The following is a 13,560-nucleotide window of genomic DNA, read 5'->3' on the forward strand; positions in this document are numbered from 1 at the left end:
TCTCATATCCTCCGAGGAGCGCTTTCCATGTTGCCACGCAAGCCCCTACTGGCCGCCCTGGCCCTGACCCTGTTCGGTGGCACTGCCCAGGCGGCGGAAGAAGTGGTGGTATACTCCTCGCGCATCGACGAGCTGATCAAGCCTGTGTTCGATGCCTATACCGCCAAAACCGGGGTGAAGATCAAGTTCATCACCGACAAGGAAGCCCCGCTGATGCAACGCATCAAGGCCGAGGGGGACAACGGCGTGGCCGACCTGCTGCTGACCGTCGATGCTGGCAACCTGTGGCAGGCCGAGCAGATGGGCATCCTACAGCCGATCCAGTCCGACATCATCGACCGCAACATCCCGCCGCAGTACCGCGCTTCGTCGCACGACTGGACCGGCCTGAGCCTGCGCGCGCGCACCATCATCTACTCCACCGAGCGGGTCAAGCCGCAGGAGTTGAGCACTTACGAAGCCCTGGCCGACAAGCAGTGGGAAGGCCGCCTGTGCCTGCGCACGGCGAAGAAGGTATACAACCAGTCGCTGACTGCCACCCTGATCGAGACCCACGGTGAGGCGAAGACCGAACAGATCGTCAAAGGCTGGGTCAACAACCTGTCCACCGACGTGTTCTCCGATGACAACGCGGTGATCCAGGCCATCGAGGCCGGCCAATGCGACGTGGGCGTGGTCAACACCTATTACTACGGTCGGCTGCACAAGCAGAACCCGAAGCTGCCGGTGAAGATCTTCTGGCCCAACCAGGGTGACCGTGGCGTGCATGTAAACCTGTCCGGCATTGGCCTGACCAGGCATGCACCACACCCGGAGGCGGCGAAGAAGCTGGTTGAATGGATGACCGGTGAAGAGGCGCAGAAGCTGTTCGCCGACATCAACCAGGAGTTCCCGGCCAACCCGAAGGTCAAGCCATCGGACGAAGTGGCGGCGTGGGGCAGCTTCAAGGCTGACAGCATTCCGGTGGAAATCGCCGGCAAGCGTCAGGCTGAAGCGATTCGCTTGATGGACCGGGCTGGCTGGAACTAAGCGCCAGGCTTATCCTTCCGGGGCCTTTCAGGGCCTCTTCGCGGGCATGCCCGCTCCCACAGGATTACTCGATCTCTGTGGGAGCGGGCATGCCCGCGAACGACCGCATAGCGGTCGCAAATCAGCCACAGAGACATTCAACTTGCCCCACTCCCCCCAACGCCGCTGGTACCTCCCGGTCACCCTGGTCGCCGCTCTGGTGCTCCTGCCCCTGAGCGTGCTGCTGCTGTCGTGGCAGTCGATCGATCTGCAGATCTGGTCGCACCTGCTCGACACCCAGATGAGCCGCCTTTTGGGCAATACCCTGACGCTGGTGGCAGGTGTGGGCACCGGTGTCACCCTGCTGGGCGTCAGCCTGGCCTGGCTGACCAGCCTCTGCGAATTCCCCGGCCGGCGCTGGCTGGACTGGGCGTTGATGCTGCCGTTCGCCATCCCTGCCTACGTGCTGGCGTTCGTCTTCGTTGGCCTGCTGGACTTCGCCGGCCCGGTACAAAGTGCCCTGCGCGAGCTGTTCGGGCCCATGCGCCTGCCGCGGGTGCGTTCGACCGGTGGGGTGATCATCGTGCTGGTACTGGTGTTCTACCCTTATGTCTATTTGCTGGCGCGCACCGCCTTCCTGGCCCAGGGCAAGGGCCTGATGGAAGCGGCGCGGGTGCTTGGGCTGTCCCCCCTGCAAGCATTCTGGCGCGTGGCGCTGCCCATGGCGCGGCCGGCTATCGGCGCCGGGATTGCCCTGGCGCTGATGGAAACCCTGGCTGACTTTGGCGCCGTGGCGGTGTTCAACTTCGACACCTTCACCACCGCCATCTACAAGACCTGGTACGGCTTCTTCAGCCTGTCCAGCGCAGCCCAGCTGGCCAGCCTGCTGTTGCTTGCGGTGATGCTGGTGTTGTACGGCGAACGCCGGGCACGCGGCGCCAGCCGTAGCGGCAACGAGCGACCGCGCGGGCAGGCGCTGTACCACCTGCGCGGGGTCAAGGCGTGGCTGGCCAGTGGCTGGTGCTTGCTGGTATTCGCCTGCGCCTTTGTCATCCCGCTGGTGCAACTGCTGACGTGGTTCTGGCAGCGCGGCCGGCTTGACCTGGACGAGCGCTATGTCGGCCTGATAATGCACACCCTGTACCTGGGCGGTATGGCGGCGCTGATCACGGTGAGTGTGGCGCTGCTGCTGGCCTTTGCACGGCGGCAGGCACCGAGCGGGGCTATCCGCGCCGGGGTCGGCCTGGCCAACCTGGGCTATGCCTTGCCCGGTTCGGTGCTGGCAGTATCGATCATGCTGGCCTTCAGCTACCTTGATAACCAGCTGGTCATTCCGCTGTCCAGTTGGTTGGGTGGGGCTGGCAAGCCAGTGTTGCTGGGCAGCCTTGCTGCGTTGCTGCTGGCCTACCTGGTGCGCTTCATCGCAGTGGCTTACGGGCCGTTGGAAAGCAGCCTGGAGCGTATCCGCCCGTCACTTCCCGAGGCATCGCGCAGCCTGGGTGTCGGTGGCATGGGATTGTTTTTCAAGGTGTATCTGCCGCTGCTGGTACCGGGTGCCCTCAGCGCCGCCTTGCTGGTGTTCGTTGACGTACTCAAGGAAATGCCGGCCACCTTGCTGATGCGCCCGTTCGGCTGGGACACCCTGGCCGTGCGGGTGTTCGAGATGACCAGCGAGGGTGAGTGGGCGCGTGCATCGCTCCCGGCTCTGAGCCTGGTGCTGGTGGGGCTGCTGCCGGTCATCGGCCTGATCCGCCGTTCGGCCCGTCGACCCGGTCACAGTCTCTAAGGGTGTCAGCCCGCGCCCTTGCGGCTACAATGCGCGGCACTCGCGCGGCGGGTCCTGTACAAGAAGAGCTGACGACCCAACGTCATCGACCGCCGCCGCTTCGCCACGCCCGGAAGGAGAAACCCATGGGACAGCGCACGCTTTTGTATGACCTGCACCTGGCGCTGGGCGCCAAGACGGTCGATTTCGGTGGCTGGGACATGCCCCTGCACTATGGCTCGCAAGTCGAGGAGCACCACCAGGTGCGCAGCGATTGCGGGGTGTTCGATGTTTCCCACATGACCGTGATCGATGTCGACGGCAGCGATGCCACTGCCTGGTTGCAGCGCCTGCTGGCCAACGACGTGGCCCGCCTCGACGATATCGGCAAGGCATTGTATAGCCCGCTGCTGCAGGAACAGGGCAAGGTCATCGATGACCTGATCGTCTACCGCAGCGAAACCGGCTACCGCCTGGTCACCAACGCTGCCACCCGGGCCAAGGTACTCGATTGGCTGGCCGAACAGCGTGCCGGTTTTGCCGTGGACTTCCGGGCCCGTCCCGATCTGGCCATCCTCGCCATCCAGGGCCCGCATGCACGCGAAAAGGTCGCCGCCCTGCTCAGCCCCGCGCGCGCCGCGCTGATTCGCGAACTGCGCCCATTCGAGGGCATTGCCGAAGGCGACTGGTTCATTGCCCGCACCGGCTATACCGGTGAAGACGGTCTGGAGATCATGCTTCCTGGCGAGCAGGCCGTGGCGTTCTTCAACGACCTGGTCGGCGCCGGTATTGCCCCAAGCGGCCTAGGCGCTCGCGACACCCTGCGCCTGGAAGCCGGCATGAATCTGTACGGCCAGGATATCGACGAAGCACACACACCGCTCACTTCCAATCTGGGCTGGAGCATCGCCTGGGAGCCAGCCGAGCGCAACTTCATCGGCCGCGCCGGCCTGCTGGCAGAAATCGAGCACGGCGTGCAGGAAAAACTGGTCGGCCTGGTGCTGGAAGAGCGCGGTGTACTGCGTGCCCACCAGGTGGTCCGGGTGGCGGGGATTGGCGAAGGGGAGATCACCAGTGGTAGTTTCTCGCCTACGCTGAGCAAGTCCATTGCCCTTGCACGCGTACCCATGGCCACCGGCGACCGGGCCGAAGTGGAAATTCGCGGTAAGTGGTACCCGGTGCGGGTGGTCAAACCGACCTTCGTGCGCCACGGCAAGATCCTGATCTGAACCATTTATAACCGGCGGGCGTACCGCTGAGCCAATCGAGGAATTCAAGACATGAGCGATATCCCTAGCGACCTGCGTTTTGCCGAAAGCCATGAGTGGGCCCGCCTGGAAGCCGACGGCACCGTGACCGTGGGTATCAGCGACCACGCCCAGCAAGCCCTGGGTGACGTGGTGTTCGTCGAGTTGGCCGAAGTCGGCAAGGTATTCGCCGCTGGCGATGCGGCCGGTGTGGTCGAGTCGGTCAAGGCCGCTTCGGACATCTACGCCCCGGTGGCTGGCGAAGTGATCGCGGTCAACGACGAGCTGGCCGACAGTCCCGAGCTGCTCAACGATGAACCTTACGCGTCGTGGATTTTCAAGCTGAAGCCAAGCAACCCGGCCGAGCTGGACAAGCTGCTGGATGCGGCTGGCTACAAGGCCCTGATCGGCGAGTGAGACCGCGCTGCCTGCTTCGCGGCTAAAGCCGCTCCTACGAAGGTACAGCGCCGGATTCGAGACCGGTGCAGCCCCCGTAGGAGCGGTCTTGGCCGCGAAGAGGCCGGGCCTGCAAATAAGTTTCCCCGCACAATCGGCAATCCCTTCCTAGACTTGTAAGTCTCCATGAGAGCTGGCCTAGGAAGAGAGCCTCGTCATGTCCCAGTCGCCATCCCTGCATCAACTGCAAGAGCCCAACCCCTTCCTGCGTCGCCATCTGGGCCCCGATGCCGCAGAGCAGCAGGCCATGCTCAACGCGCTGGGTGTCGCCAGCCGCAGTGAGCTGATCGAGCAGACCGTACCGCCAGACATCCGCCTCAATCGCCCCCTCGACCTGCCGCCGGCACTGGACGAACAGGCCGCCCTGGCCAAGCTCGCCGGTTACGCCGAGCAGAACCAGGTCTGGACCAGCCTGATCGGCATGGGCTACCACGGCACCATCACGCCCACGGTCATCCTGCGCAACGTGCTGGAGAACCCGGGCTGGTACACCGCCTACACGCCCTATCAGCCCGAGATTGCCCAAGGCCGGCTGGAGGCGCTACTGAACTTCCAGCAGATGGTCATCGACCTCACCGGGCTGGCCCTGGCCAATGCCTCGCTGCTTGACGAAGCCACCGCCGCCGCCGAGGCAATGGCCCTGGCCAAGCGGGTGGCGCGCAACAAGAGCAATGCCTTCTTCGCCGATGAGCACTGTCACCCGCAAACCCTGTCGGTACTCAAGACCCGCGCCGAGGGGTTTGGCTTCGAGCTGATCGTCGACTCTGTGGATAACCTCGGCAAGCACGCGGTGTTCGGTGCCTTGCTGCAGTACCCTGACACCCACGGCGAGGTCCGCGACCTGCGCCCGCTGATCGACCAGTTGCACAGCCAGCATGCACTGGCCTGTGTGGCGGCGGACCTGCTCAGCCTGGTGGTGCTGGCGCCGCCAGGGGAGCAGGGGGCGGACGTGGTATTGGGATCGACCCAACGCTTTGGCGTACCGATGGGGTATGGCGGCCCCCACGCGGCCTATTTCGCCTGTCGCGACGACTACAAGCGGGCCATGCCGGGGCGCATCATCGGCGTATCGCGCGATGCCCGTGGCAACACCGCCCTGCGCATGGCCCTGCAAACCCGCGAGCAGCATATTCGCCGCGAAAAGGCCAACTCCAACATCTGCACGGCGCAGGTGCTGCTGGCCAATATTGCCGGCTTCTACGCGGTCTACCATGGCCCCGAAGGCCTGCAACGCATCGCCCAGCGTGTGCATCGGTTGACCTTCATCCTGGCCGCGGGCCTCGAAGCCAAGGGTATCCGGCGGCTGAACCAGCATTTCTTCGACACGCTGACCGTGGATGTTGGTGGCGCCCAGGCGGCCATCATCGAAAGCGCCGAAGCCGCTCAGATCAACTTGCGTATCCTTGGTCGCGGGCGTCTTGGCGTGAGCCTTGACGAGACCTGTTCGGAGCAGACGGTGCTGCGCCTGTTCGACATCTTCCTGGGCGTGGACCACGGTCTGGAGATTGCCGCACTCGACCAGCTCGCCCTGCCCGAAGGTATTCCCGCCAGCCTGGTGCGGCGCACGCCGTTCCTCACTCACCTGGTGTTCAACCTGCACCACAGTGAGACCGAGATGCTGCGCTATCTCAAGCAACTGGAGAACAAGGACCTGGCGCTGAACCAGTCGATGATCCCGCTGGGCTCGTGCACCATGAAGCTCAACGCCACCAGCGAGATGATCCCGATCACCTGGCCCGGCTTTGCCCAGTTGCACCCGTTTGCCCCGGCCGCCCAGGCCGCCGGCTACAAGGCGATGATCGATGAGCTGGAAAGCTGGTTATGCGCCATTACCGGCTTCGATGCCATCTGCATGCAGCCCAACTCCGGTGCGCAGGGTGAATACGCTGGCTTGATGGCCATTACCCGTTACCACCGCAGCCGGCACCAGCCGCAACGCACGCTGTGTCTGATCCCGTCGTCGGCCCACGGCACCAACCCGGCCTCGGCGCAAATGGCCGGCATGGAGGTGGTGATCGTCGATTGCGATGACGACGGCAACGTCGACCTGGCCGATCTCAAGGCCAAGGCGCACGCAGCCGCAGACCGTCTGTCGTGCCTGATGATCACCTACCCGTCGACCCACGGCGTATACGAAGAGGGCATTCGCGAAATCTGCGAAGTGGTCCACCAGTACGGCGGCCAGGTGTACATGGATGGTGCCAACCTCAATGCCCAGGTGGGCCTGGCGCGCCCGGCGGATATTGGCGCCGACGTTTCCCACATGAACCTGCACAAGACGTTCTGCATACCCCACGGCGGTGGCGGCCCCGGCATGGGCCCGATCGGCATCCGCGAGCACCTCAAGCCGTTCGTTGCCAGCCACCCGGTGGTGCCGGTACCCGGCCTGGACCCGAACAACAGTGCAGTCAGTGCCGCGCCCTGGGGTAGTGCGAGCATCTTGCCGATCAGCTGGATGTATATCGCCATGATGGGCCCGCAGCTGGCTGATGCCAGCGAAGTGGCGATCCTCTCGGCCAACTACCTGGCCAGCCAGTTGAGCGGCGCCTTCCCCGTGCTCTACCGCGGGCGCAACCAGCGGGTGGCGCATGAATGCATCCTCGATCTGCGCCCCCTGAAGGCGCTGACCGGTATCAGTGAAGAGGATGTGGCCAAGCGCCTGATGGACTATGGCTTCCATGCGCCGACCATGTCCTTCCCGGTGCCGGGCACGCTGATGGTCGAGCCGACCGAGAGTGAGTCGAAGGCCGAGCTGGACCGGTTCGTCGAGGCCATGCTGGCGATTCGCGCGGAAATCGGCGATGTGCAGGAGGGTAACTGGCCGGCGGAGAACAACCCGCTCAAGCATGCACCGCATACGCTGGCTGACGTGCTGGGGGTATGGGACAGGCCCTACAGCCTGGAGCAGGCGGTGGCGCCCTCTGCTCATGTACGCCAGCACAAGTACTGGCCGGCGGTGAACCGGGTCGACAACGTGTATGGAGACCGGAACCTGTTCTGTGCGTGCGTGCCGGTGGAGGCTTATCGGTAGGGCTGCAGATTGCTGTTGGATTCTTCGCGGGCATGCCCGCGAAGCAGGCGATGCGGTTACTCGGCTACCGCGTTCTTGGCCAGAATGGCATTGGCCAGTTCCATGTCGGTGGCCTGCAGGCCCGGGTTTTCTGCGCGGGCCTGACGAATTGCCGCTTCCAGGAACGGCCCGCGAATCGCGCCTTCGCTGGCCACGAAGCTGCCGGCATCATCCTGCGCCGCCATCACCAGCTTGTGGTCCCCCGAGGTCAGGTAGCTCGATGCCGTGGTAGCACCAGTGGTCATCACGTTACGCCAGAAGGTATCGGCCATGGCCGAGCCAATAGGCAGCGAAAGCAAGGCAGCGGCGGCGATGGCGGTTTTGAGACGCATGTTGAAACACCTCGAAAGGGGTGAGGGTTGAAGATGCGCGGTTGGATTTGCGGCAAAGAGGTAAGTTCCTTGAATACAAAGCGTTTTTACCTACGAACAGACCCGTAGCACTTCCTCCTGTCGGGTTTGCCCGCAGGCCACCTTGGCCTCCCCACAAGTCCGCAGGTCGAGCAGGCCATCGGCCTTTGCCTGGCGCCGCAAACTGGCCAGATCGCTGCCTGGGCCTATTTGTGCACGCAGGCTGTCGCTGAGCACCAACAGTTCGAACAAGCCGGTGCGGCCGTGGAACCCGGTGCCCCGGCAGGTACGGCACGGCTGGGCGGCGGGCACTGTCACTGCGCTGCGGCAATCTGCGCACAGCGTACGCACCAGGCGCTGAGCCATGACGCCGACCAGCGTCGCCTTGATCAGGTAGTCGGCCACGCCCAACTCCTGCAGGCGGGTGATTGCACTGCAGGCGTCGTTGGTATGCAGGGTGGACAGCACCAGATGGCCGGTCAGCGCCGCCTGTACCGCCACCAGGGCAGTTTCGCGGTCGCGAATTTCGCCGATCATGATGATATCTGGGTCCTGGCGCAGCAGGGCCCGTACCCCATTGGCAAAGCCCAGGTCCAGGGCGGGCTGTACCTGCAACTGATTGAATGCCGGCTCCAGGCGCTCGATGGGATCCTCGATGGTGCACAGATTGACTTGCGGCGTGGCCAGCAGCTTGAGGCTGGCGTACAGCGTGCTGGTCTTGCCGGAACCGGTTGGGCCGGTGACCAGGATGATGCCCTGGCGTTGCTGCAGCAGGCCTTGCCATTGCGCCAGTTGCGGCCCTTCCAGGCCGAGGCGATCGAAGCCCTCCTGCAATTGTTGCGGGTCGAACAGGCGCAGCACCAGTTTCTCGCCGAACGGGGTCGGCAGGGTCGACAGCCGCAACTCTACCTCGGCGCCGCCAGGCAGGCAGCTTTGCAGGCGGCCATCCTGCGGCCGGCGTTTTTCCGCGACGTCCATGCGTGCCAGATGTTTCAGGCGGCTGACCAGCGCCAAGGTGACCCCGGCGGGGAACGCATACACGCAGTGCAGCAGGCCGTCGATGCGGTAGCGCAGCTGGCCTTGTTCGCGGCGGGGCTCCAGGTGGATATCGCTGGCGCGCTGTTCGATGGCGTACTGCAGCAGCCAGTCGACGATATGCACGATGTGGGCGTCGTCGGCGCTGGCCTCGGCCTGCCGCGTGCCCAGTTCCAGCAGCTGTTCGAGTTCACCGAGGCTGGCCGACTGCTGGTTTTGCGCGCCCTTTACCGACTGAGCCAGCCGGTGGAATGACTGCCCCGCCTGACGTATCTGCAACGGGCTGGCCAACACGCGACGGATCGGTCGGCCCAGGCTACGGGCCAGGTCTGCGTGCCAGTCGTCCTGGTACGGTTGGGCGCTGGCGACTGTGACACCGGTGTCGTCGGCGGCGATGATCAGGATGCCATGGCGCTGGGCGAAGGCAGGGGAGATCAGGCCGCTGATTTGCGCCAGGTCGAGTTGCATCGGGTCGATGGGCAGATAAGGCTGGCCGACCCTGCGGGCCAGCCATCGGCAAAGGCAGTCCAGGTCGAGAGACTGGCCGGGGTGCTGGCGATCCTCCAGGGCGCAGGCGGCGATCTGTTCCAGTGGGTGGGTGCTGGGTTGGGTGGTGGCGTGCTCGAGTACTTGCAGGGTGTCGTTGGCGTGCAGATGCTGGTCGGCGATCAGAGCCTGGAGCACGCGCCTGAGGTCGAGTGCCGGGTTGTCGGGAGTGTGCATGGGGGCGTCCGTGCCTGATGAGGAAGTGCTGATCAAGGCTAGCCGGGCGGCAGGAGGTTATCCGGAGCGAAAGGTTTCGGGATTTTGCTGTGCCTGTAGTGGCCCCATCGACGGCAAGCCAGTTCCTGCAGGATCGCCACAGGCTCGAACATTGCGCTGTAACAGTGGGAGCTGGCTTGCCGACGGTAAATGCTTACACGATCGCCAGTTCCACCCGCTGCAGATTGGTCAGGCTCACCTCGCCCACACACACCAGGTTGCGCAGCTTCTGCGCGATCACCTCGGCCCGGTGCCAGCTCAGGCCGCCGATCCCGACCTCGATATCCAGCCAGTCATCCTGCTGGCTGACCTGCACGCTGTGCGGTGTCAGGAATTGCAGGGCAAACAGGTTGAGGACCCGGCACAGGCTGTCAGGTTCGGCTTCGGCCTGCAGGCGGTAGTGCACGGTGCTATGGGCGTTGGTGGCGGCCCAGGCGTCGGTACGGGGTTGTGCGTTCATGCTGGTCTCCGCAGATGTGGGAGAAATTCTTGCACGTTGGCGTGGGTATTTTTTCGCTATGATTTAGGCGTTTTGCTTGGTTGATGAATAGAACTATTCGTTTTCTGCGGTTATGGAGAATTATTAATGCACAACGAGCTGGACGCCTATGACCGCCGTATCCTCGAACTGCTGCAGGAAGACGCTTCGCTATCCAGCGCGCAGATCGCCGAACGGGTGGGGCTGTCGCAATCGCCGTGCTGGCGACGCATCCAGCGTTTGAAGGAGGAGGGGGTGATCCGTGGGCAGGTGACGCTGCTGGACCGCAAGAAGGTCGGCCTGAACACACAGATCTTCGCCGAAGTGAAACTGAATGCTCATGGTCGCTCCAACTTCACCGAGTTCACCGAGGCGATCCGCGGGTTTCCGGAAGTGCTGGAGTGTTATGTGCTGATGGGGTCGGTGGACTTTCTGCTGCGGATCGTCACGTCGGATATCGAGGCTTATGAGCGGTTCTTCTTTGAAAAACTGTCGAACGTGCCGGGTATTCAGGAAGTGAACTCGATCGTGGCACTGTCGGAGATCAAGTCCACCACCAGCTTGCCATTGTCGCGGTGAAGCGGTTCGCGGGCTCGCCCGCTCCCACAGAGTCATCATTGGACCAGGAATCAGCGCGATTCCTCGGGGAGCGGGTTCACCCGCGAACAGGGCGACGCGCTATCAAGCCTTGAGCAAGTACTTCCAGCCACGGCTCTGATCGACAACCCGGGCCTGCTCGACACGCGCTTCCAGCACCTCATCGCTGATCGGCTGCTCGGCCAGCTCGTGCAGCTTCTTCAGGTCGCCGTACAGGCGGTCCATCTGTGGTGCCTCCAGCACCTGGCGGGCATGGTGCAGCCAGGCCAGCAACTGCTCGATACGCGGCAACTGCTCGGCCAGGTCTTCCGGGCGCTGGGTGTACAGCGGCAGCTTCAACGCACGCCCCTCTTCGCCCAGCAGGTGCGCCAGCCAGCTGGCCAGTTGTGCCTTGCCCTGGCGTTCGCCACGGCCTTTACGCTCCACGGCCCAAGCACGGGCCAGCAGCCAGCGCGAGGTTTCCAGCGAGAACTGGCCCCAGCGCACGTCCTCCAGCTCTTCGGCGAACTGTTCGGGTGCTGCGCGACGGATGTCTTCGTCATCGTTGCCAGCCTGCACCAGCGGGCGCCAGTCTTCCAGCAGCGCGTCGAGGCTGCTGCGCAGGTTGCGGGTGGTGGCGCGTGGGGCGGCCTGGCCCAGGCTGGCGGTGAGGGCACGCAGCTCGCTCAGGCACTCGACCCAGTCCTGCAGCAGGCGCCAGTGACCGTTGTGGCGGTACTGCTCGGCCAGGCGCTGGCTGCTGCCAAGCAGTTGCCAGGCCAGTGCCGCGTAGGCATCGTCCACGGCGGTTTCGGCCTCCAGCTCGGCGTGTGGCAGACCCAGCTCGTAACTGTCCGGCTCCAGCAGGCGGTAGCCACGCTCAGCCTTGCTGATGTCGCAGGGCATCAGCGGCAGGCTGGCGGCCAGCTCGGCAGCCAGTTCCAGCAGGGCCTGCGGCTCACCTTCGCGCAGCTCCAGTTCCAGCTCGCAGATCTCTTCCTTGCGCTTGCCGGCGATCACGAAGCCTTGATCCAGCGCTGCCTCGATCACCACCTTGCTCTTGCCCCGGCCCCAGGCGATTTCGGCGTATTCACGGCTGAAGTCGGTGGTGAACAGCGGTCTGATGGTTTTCTTGTCGAGCTTGGCCAGTTGCTCAGGCCAGCAGGTGGCGTCGAGCTTTTTCAGGTCGAGCTTGACCTTGTCCAGCGGCCATTCGTACTCATTGCGCTCGGACAGGCCTGCGACGCTCTGGCCGCGGCACTTGAGGGTCTGGATGATGGCCTCGCCGTCGCGGCGCAGGCGCAGGGCGACACGGGCGGCGGAAAGTTCGCGCTCGGGGGTGTCGAAGTACTGGTTGAGCAGTTCGCGGGTCTGCCAGCCGGACTTGTTGCGCTTTTTCAGCAGAGGGTGCTCGCGCAGGGCGGCAAGGGTCTCGCGGCTGGCGCGGAGCTTGAGTTCGGTTTCTTTGTGCATCACAGGCTCGAAGGAGGGGCGTGGTTGGCGGAGAGTCTACAGCAGTCGGCCACCAACGGTTTATTCCAGACAGCGGATAGTCCTATGATGGGGGACGTTTCCGAGGAGTACGGGCATGCCGTTGCCAACGTTGAAAGACCAGTTCGCCGCCTTGATCGCCGCGCCCTCGGTCAGTTGCACCCAGCCCGCACTGGACCAGTCCAACCGCCAGGTCATCGACCTGCTGGCCGGCTGGCTGGGAGACCTTGGCTTCAACTGCGACATCCGCCAGGTCAGCCCCGGCAAGTTCAACCTGCTGGCCAGCCGTGGCAGCGGCCCGGGTGGCCTGGTGCTGGCGGGGCACAGCGACACCGTACCCTACGATGATCAGCTATGGGCCAGCGACCCGTTGAGGCTGACCGAAGTCGATGGCCGCTGGGTCGGCCTGGGCAGCTGCGACATGAAGGGGTTCTTCGCCCTGGTCATCGAAGCGGTTATCCCGCTGCTGGAGCACGACTTCAAGCAACCGCTGCTGATCCTGGCCACCTGCGATGAAGAAAGCTCGATGTCCGGCGCCCGCGCCCTGGCCGACGCCGGCCAGCCGCTTGGCCGGGCGGCGGTGATCGGTGAGCCCACCGGGCTGCGACCGATCCGCATGCACAAAGGCATCCTGATGGACCGCATCGACATCCTGGGGCGTAGCGGTCATTCCTCGGACCCAAGCCTGGGCCGCAGCGCCATGGAGGCCATGCACGCCGTGATGGGCGAATTGATGGGCCTGCGCCAGCAATGGCAGCAACGCTACCGCAACCCGCAATTCACCGTGCCGACCCCGACCCTTAACTTTGGCTGCATCCACGGCGGCGACAACCCCAACCGCATCTGCGGCCAGTGCGCCCTGGAGTTCGACCTGCGCCCGCTGCCAGGCATGGACGTGGAGCAACTGCGCGCGGCCATCCGCGACAAGCTGGCACCCGTGGCAGAACGCTTCGAGGTGCGCATCGACTATGCGCCGCTGTTCCCGGAGGTGCCGCCATTCGAGCAAGCTGCCGACGCCGAACTGGTGCAGGTGGCGGAGCGTCTCACCGGCCATCGCGCCGAAGCGGTGGCGTTCGGCACCGAAGCACCTTATCTTCAGCAACTGGGCTGCCAGACCATCGTGCTGGGCCCTGGCGACATCGCCTGTGCCCACCAGCCCGGCGAATACCTTGAAATGTCACGAATCGCGCCTACCGTGCGTCTATTGCGTGACCTGATCCGGCATTATTGCCTGGACTAAACGTCAACCCAATTGATTCGTTCCTGCCTAGAGGAGACCGCGCGTGACCGCAAGCCTGTTCCGACGATGATCCTGAACGCCC

General features: G+C 64.3%; 11 protein-coding genes. 7 read left to right on the plus strand and 4 right to left on the minus strand.

What is annotated here, in order from left to right:
* The first annotated feature begins 27 nt into the window (after positions 1 to 27).
* The 5 genes from HU760_RS01845 (at position 28) to gcvP (ending at position 7,507) form a co-directional block, all read left to right on the plus strand.
* Entirely contained in the window at positions 28 to 1,029 is a 1,002-nt protein-coding gene (locus HU760_RS01845) for an extracellular solute-binding protein (protein WP_186671990.1), read from the plus strand.
* A gap of 142 nt (positions 1,030 to 1,171) precedes the next feature.
* The gene (locus HU760_RS01850; protein WP_186671992.1) at positions 1,172 to 2,794 is read left to right on the plus strand and encodes an ABC transporter permease; all 1,623 of its coding nucleotides are present in this window, start codon (positions 1,172 to 1,174) and stop codon (positions 2,792 to 2,794) included.
* 125 nt (positions 2,795 to 2,919) lie between these two features.
* Positions 2,920 to 4,002 (plus strand): glycine cleavage system aminomethyltransferase GcvT, encoded by a 1,083-nt coding sequence (gene gcvT, locus HU760_RS01855; protein WP_186671993.1) that lies wholly within the window; start codon positions 2,920 to 2,922, stop codon positions 4,000 to 4,002.
* A 51-nt stretch (positions 4,003 to 4,053) separates the two neighbouring features.
* Complete coding sequence (gene gcvH / locus HU760_RS01860) at positions 4,054 to 4,437, plus strand: glycine cleavage system protein GcvH (protein WP_186671995.1); 384 nt, start codon at positions 4,054 to 4,056, stop codon at positions 4,435 to 4,437.
* Positions 4,438 to 4,633: 196 nt separating this feature from the next.
* Positions 4,634 to 7,507 (plus strand): aminomethyl-transferring glycine dehydrogenase, encoded by a 2,874-nt coding sequence (gene gcvP / locus HU760_RS01865; RefSeq protein ID WP_186671997.1) that lies wholly within the window; start codon positions 4,634 to 4,636, stop codon positions 7,505 to 7,507.
* Between the two features lie 56 nt (positions 7,508 to 7,563).
* Here the strand turns inward: gcvP and HU760_RS01870 are convergent, their stop codons facing one another.
* The 3 genes from HU760_RS01870 to HU760_RS01880 form a co-directional block, all read right to left on the minus strand.
* Positions 7,564 to 7,878: a DUF2388 domain-containing protein gene (locus HU760_RS01870; protein WP_186671998.1), complete on the minus strand. Its 315-nt coding sequence runs from the start codon at positions 7,876 to 7,878 to the stop codon at positions 7,564 to 7,566.
* A 90-nt stretch (positions 7,879 to 7,968) separates the two neighbouring features.
* Positions 7,969 to 9,654 (minus strand): GspE/PulE family protein, encoded by a 1,686-nt coding sequence (locus tag HU760_RS01875; protein WP_186672000.1) that lies wholly within the window; start codon positions 9,652 to 9,654, stop codon positions 7,969 to 7,971.
* 193 nt (positions 9,655 to 9,847) lie between these two features.
* The gene (locus tag HU760_RS01880) at positions 9,848 to 10,153 is read right to left on the minus strand and encodes an ACT-like domain-containing protein (protein ID WP_186672002.1); all 306 of its coding nucleotides are present in this window, start codon (positions 10,151 to 10,153) and stop codon (positions 9,848 to 9,850) included.
* A gap of 126 nt (positions 10,154 to 10,279) precedes the next feature.
* Here HU760_RS01880 and HU760_RS01885 point away from each other — a divergent pair, with 126 nt between their 5' ends.
* Positions 10,280 to 10,750 carry an Lrp/AsnC family transcriptional regulator gene (locus HU760_RS01885; RefSeq protein WP_186672004.1) on the plus strand — a complete coding sequence of 157 codons (471 nt, stop codon included), beginning with the start codon at positions 10,280 to 10,282 and terminating at the stop codon, positions 10,748 to 10,750.
* A 102-nt stretch (positions 10,751 to 10,852) separates the two neighbouring features.
* Here the strand turns inward: HU760_RS01885 and HU760_RS01890 are convergent, their stop codons facing one another.
* Positions 10,853 to 12,220 carry a CYTH domain-containing protein gene (locus tag HU760_RS01890; protein WP_186672006.1) on the minus strand — a complete coding sequence of 456 codons (1,368 nt, stop codon included), beginning with the start codon at positions 12,218 to 12,220 and terminating at the stop codon, positions 10,853 to 10,855.
* A 115-nt stretch (positions 12,221 to 12,335) separates the two neighbouring features.
* Between HU760_RS01890 and argE the strand changes: the two genes are divergently transcribed.
* Positions 12,336 to 13,478, plus strand: coding sequence for an acetylornithine deacetylase (argE, locus tag HU760_RS01895; RefSeq protein WP_186672008.1), 1,143 nt, complete (start codon positions 12,336 to 12,338; stop codon positions 13,476 to 13,478).
* Positions 13,479 to 13,560: the final 82 nt, after the last annotated feature.

It is taken from the genome of Pseudomonas oryzicola, from assembly GCF_014269185.2.
In the GTDB taxonomy this organism is placed as follows: domain Bacteria; phylum Pseudomonadota; class Gammaproteobacteria; order Pseudomonadales; family Pseudomonadaceae; genus Aquipseudomonas; species Aquipseudomonas oryzicola.

Coding starts and splice junctions, on each gene's coding strand:
- HU760_RS01845 (WP_186671990.1), top strand. CDS start 28: ATGTTGCCACGCAAGCCCCTACTGGCCGCCCTGGCCCTGACCCTGTTC.
- gcvT (WP_186671993.1), top strand. CDS start 2,920: ATGGGACAGCGCACGCTTTTGTATGACCTGCACCTGGCGCTGGGCGCC.
- gcvH (WP_186671995.1), top strand. CDS start 4,054: ATGAGCGATATCCCTAGCGACCTGCGTTTTGCCGAAAGCCATGAGTGG.
- gcvP (WP_186671997.1), top strand. CDS start 4,634: ATGTCCCAGTCGCCATCCCTGCATCAACTGCAAGAGCCCAACCCCTTC.
- HU760_RS01870 (WP_186671998.1), bottom strand. CDS start 7,878: ATGCGTCTCAAAACCGCCATCGCCGCCGCTGCCTTGCTTTCGCTGCCT.
- HU760_RS01875 (WP_186672000.1), bottom strand. CDS start 9,654: ATGCACACTCCCGACAACCCGGCACTCGACCTCAGGCGCGTGCTCCAG.
- HU760_RS01880 (WP_186672002.1), bottom strand. CDS start 10,153: ATGAACGCACAACCCCGTACCGACGCCTGGGCCGCCACCAACGCCCAT.
- HU760_RS01885 (WP_186672004.1), top strand. CDS start 10,280: ATGCACAACGAGCTGGACGCCTATGACCGCCGTATCCTCGAACTGCTG.
- HU760_RS01890 (WP_186672006.1), bottom strand. CDS start 12,220: ATGCACAAAGAAACCGAACTCAAGCTCCGCGCCAGCCGCGAGACCCTT.
- argE (WP_186672008.1), top strand. CDS start 12,336: ATGCCGTTGCCAACGTTGAAAGACCAGTTCGCCGCCTTGATCGCCGCG.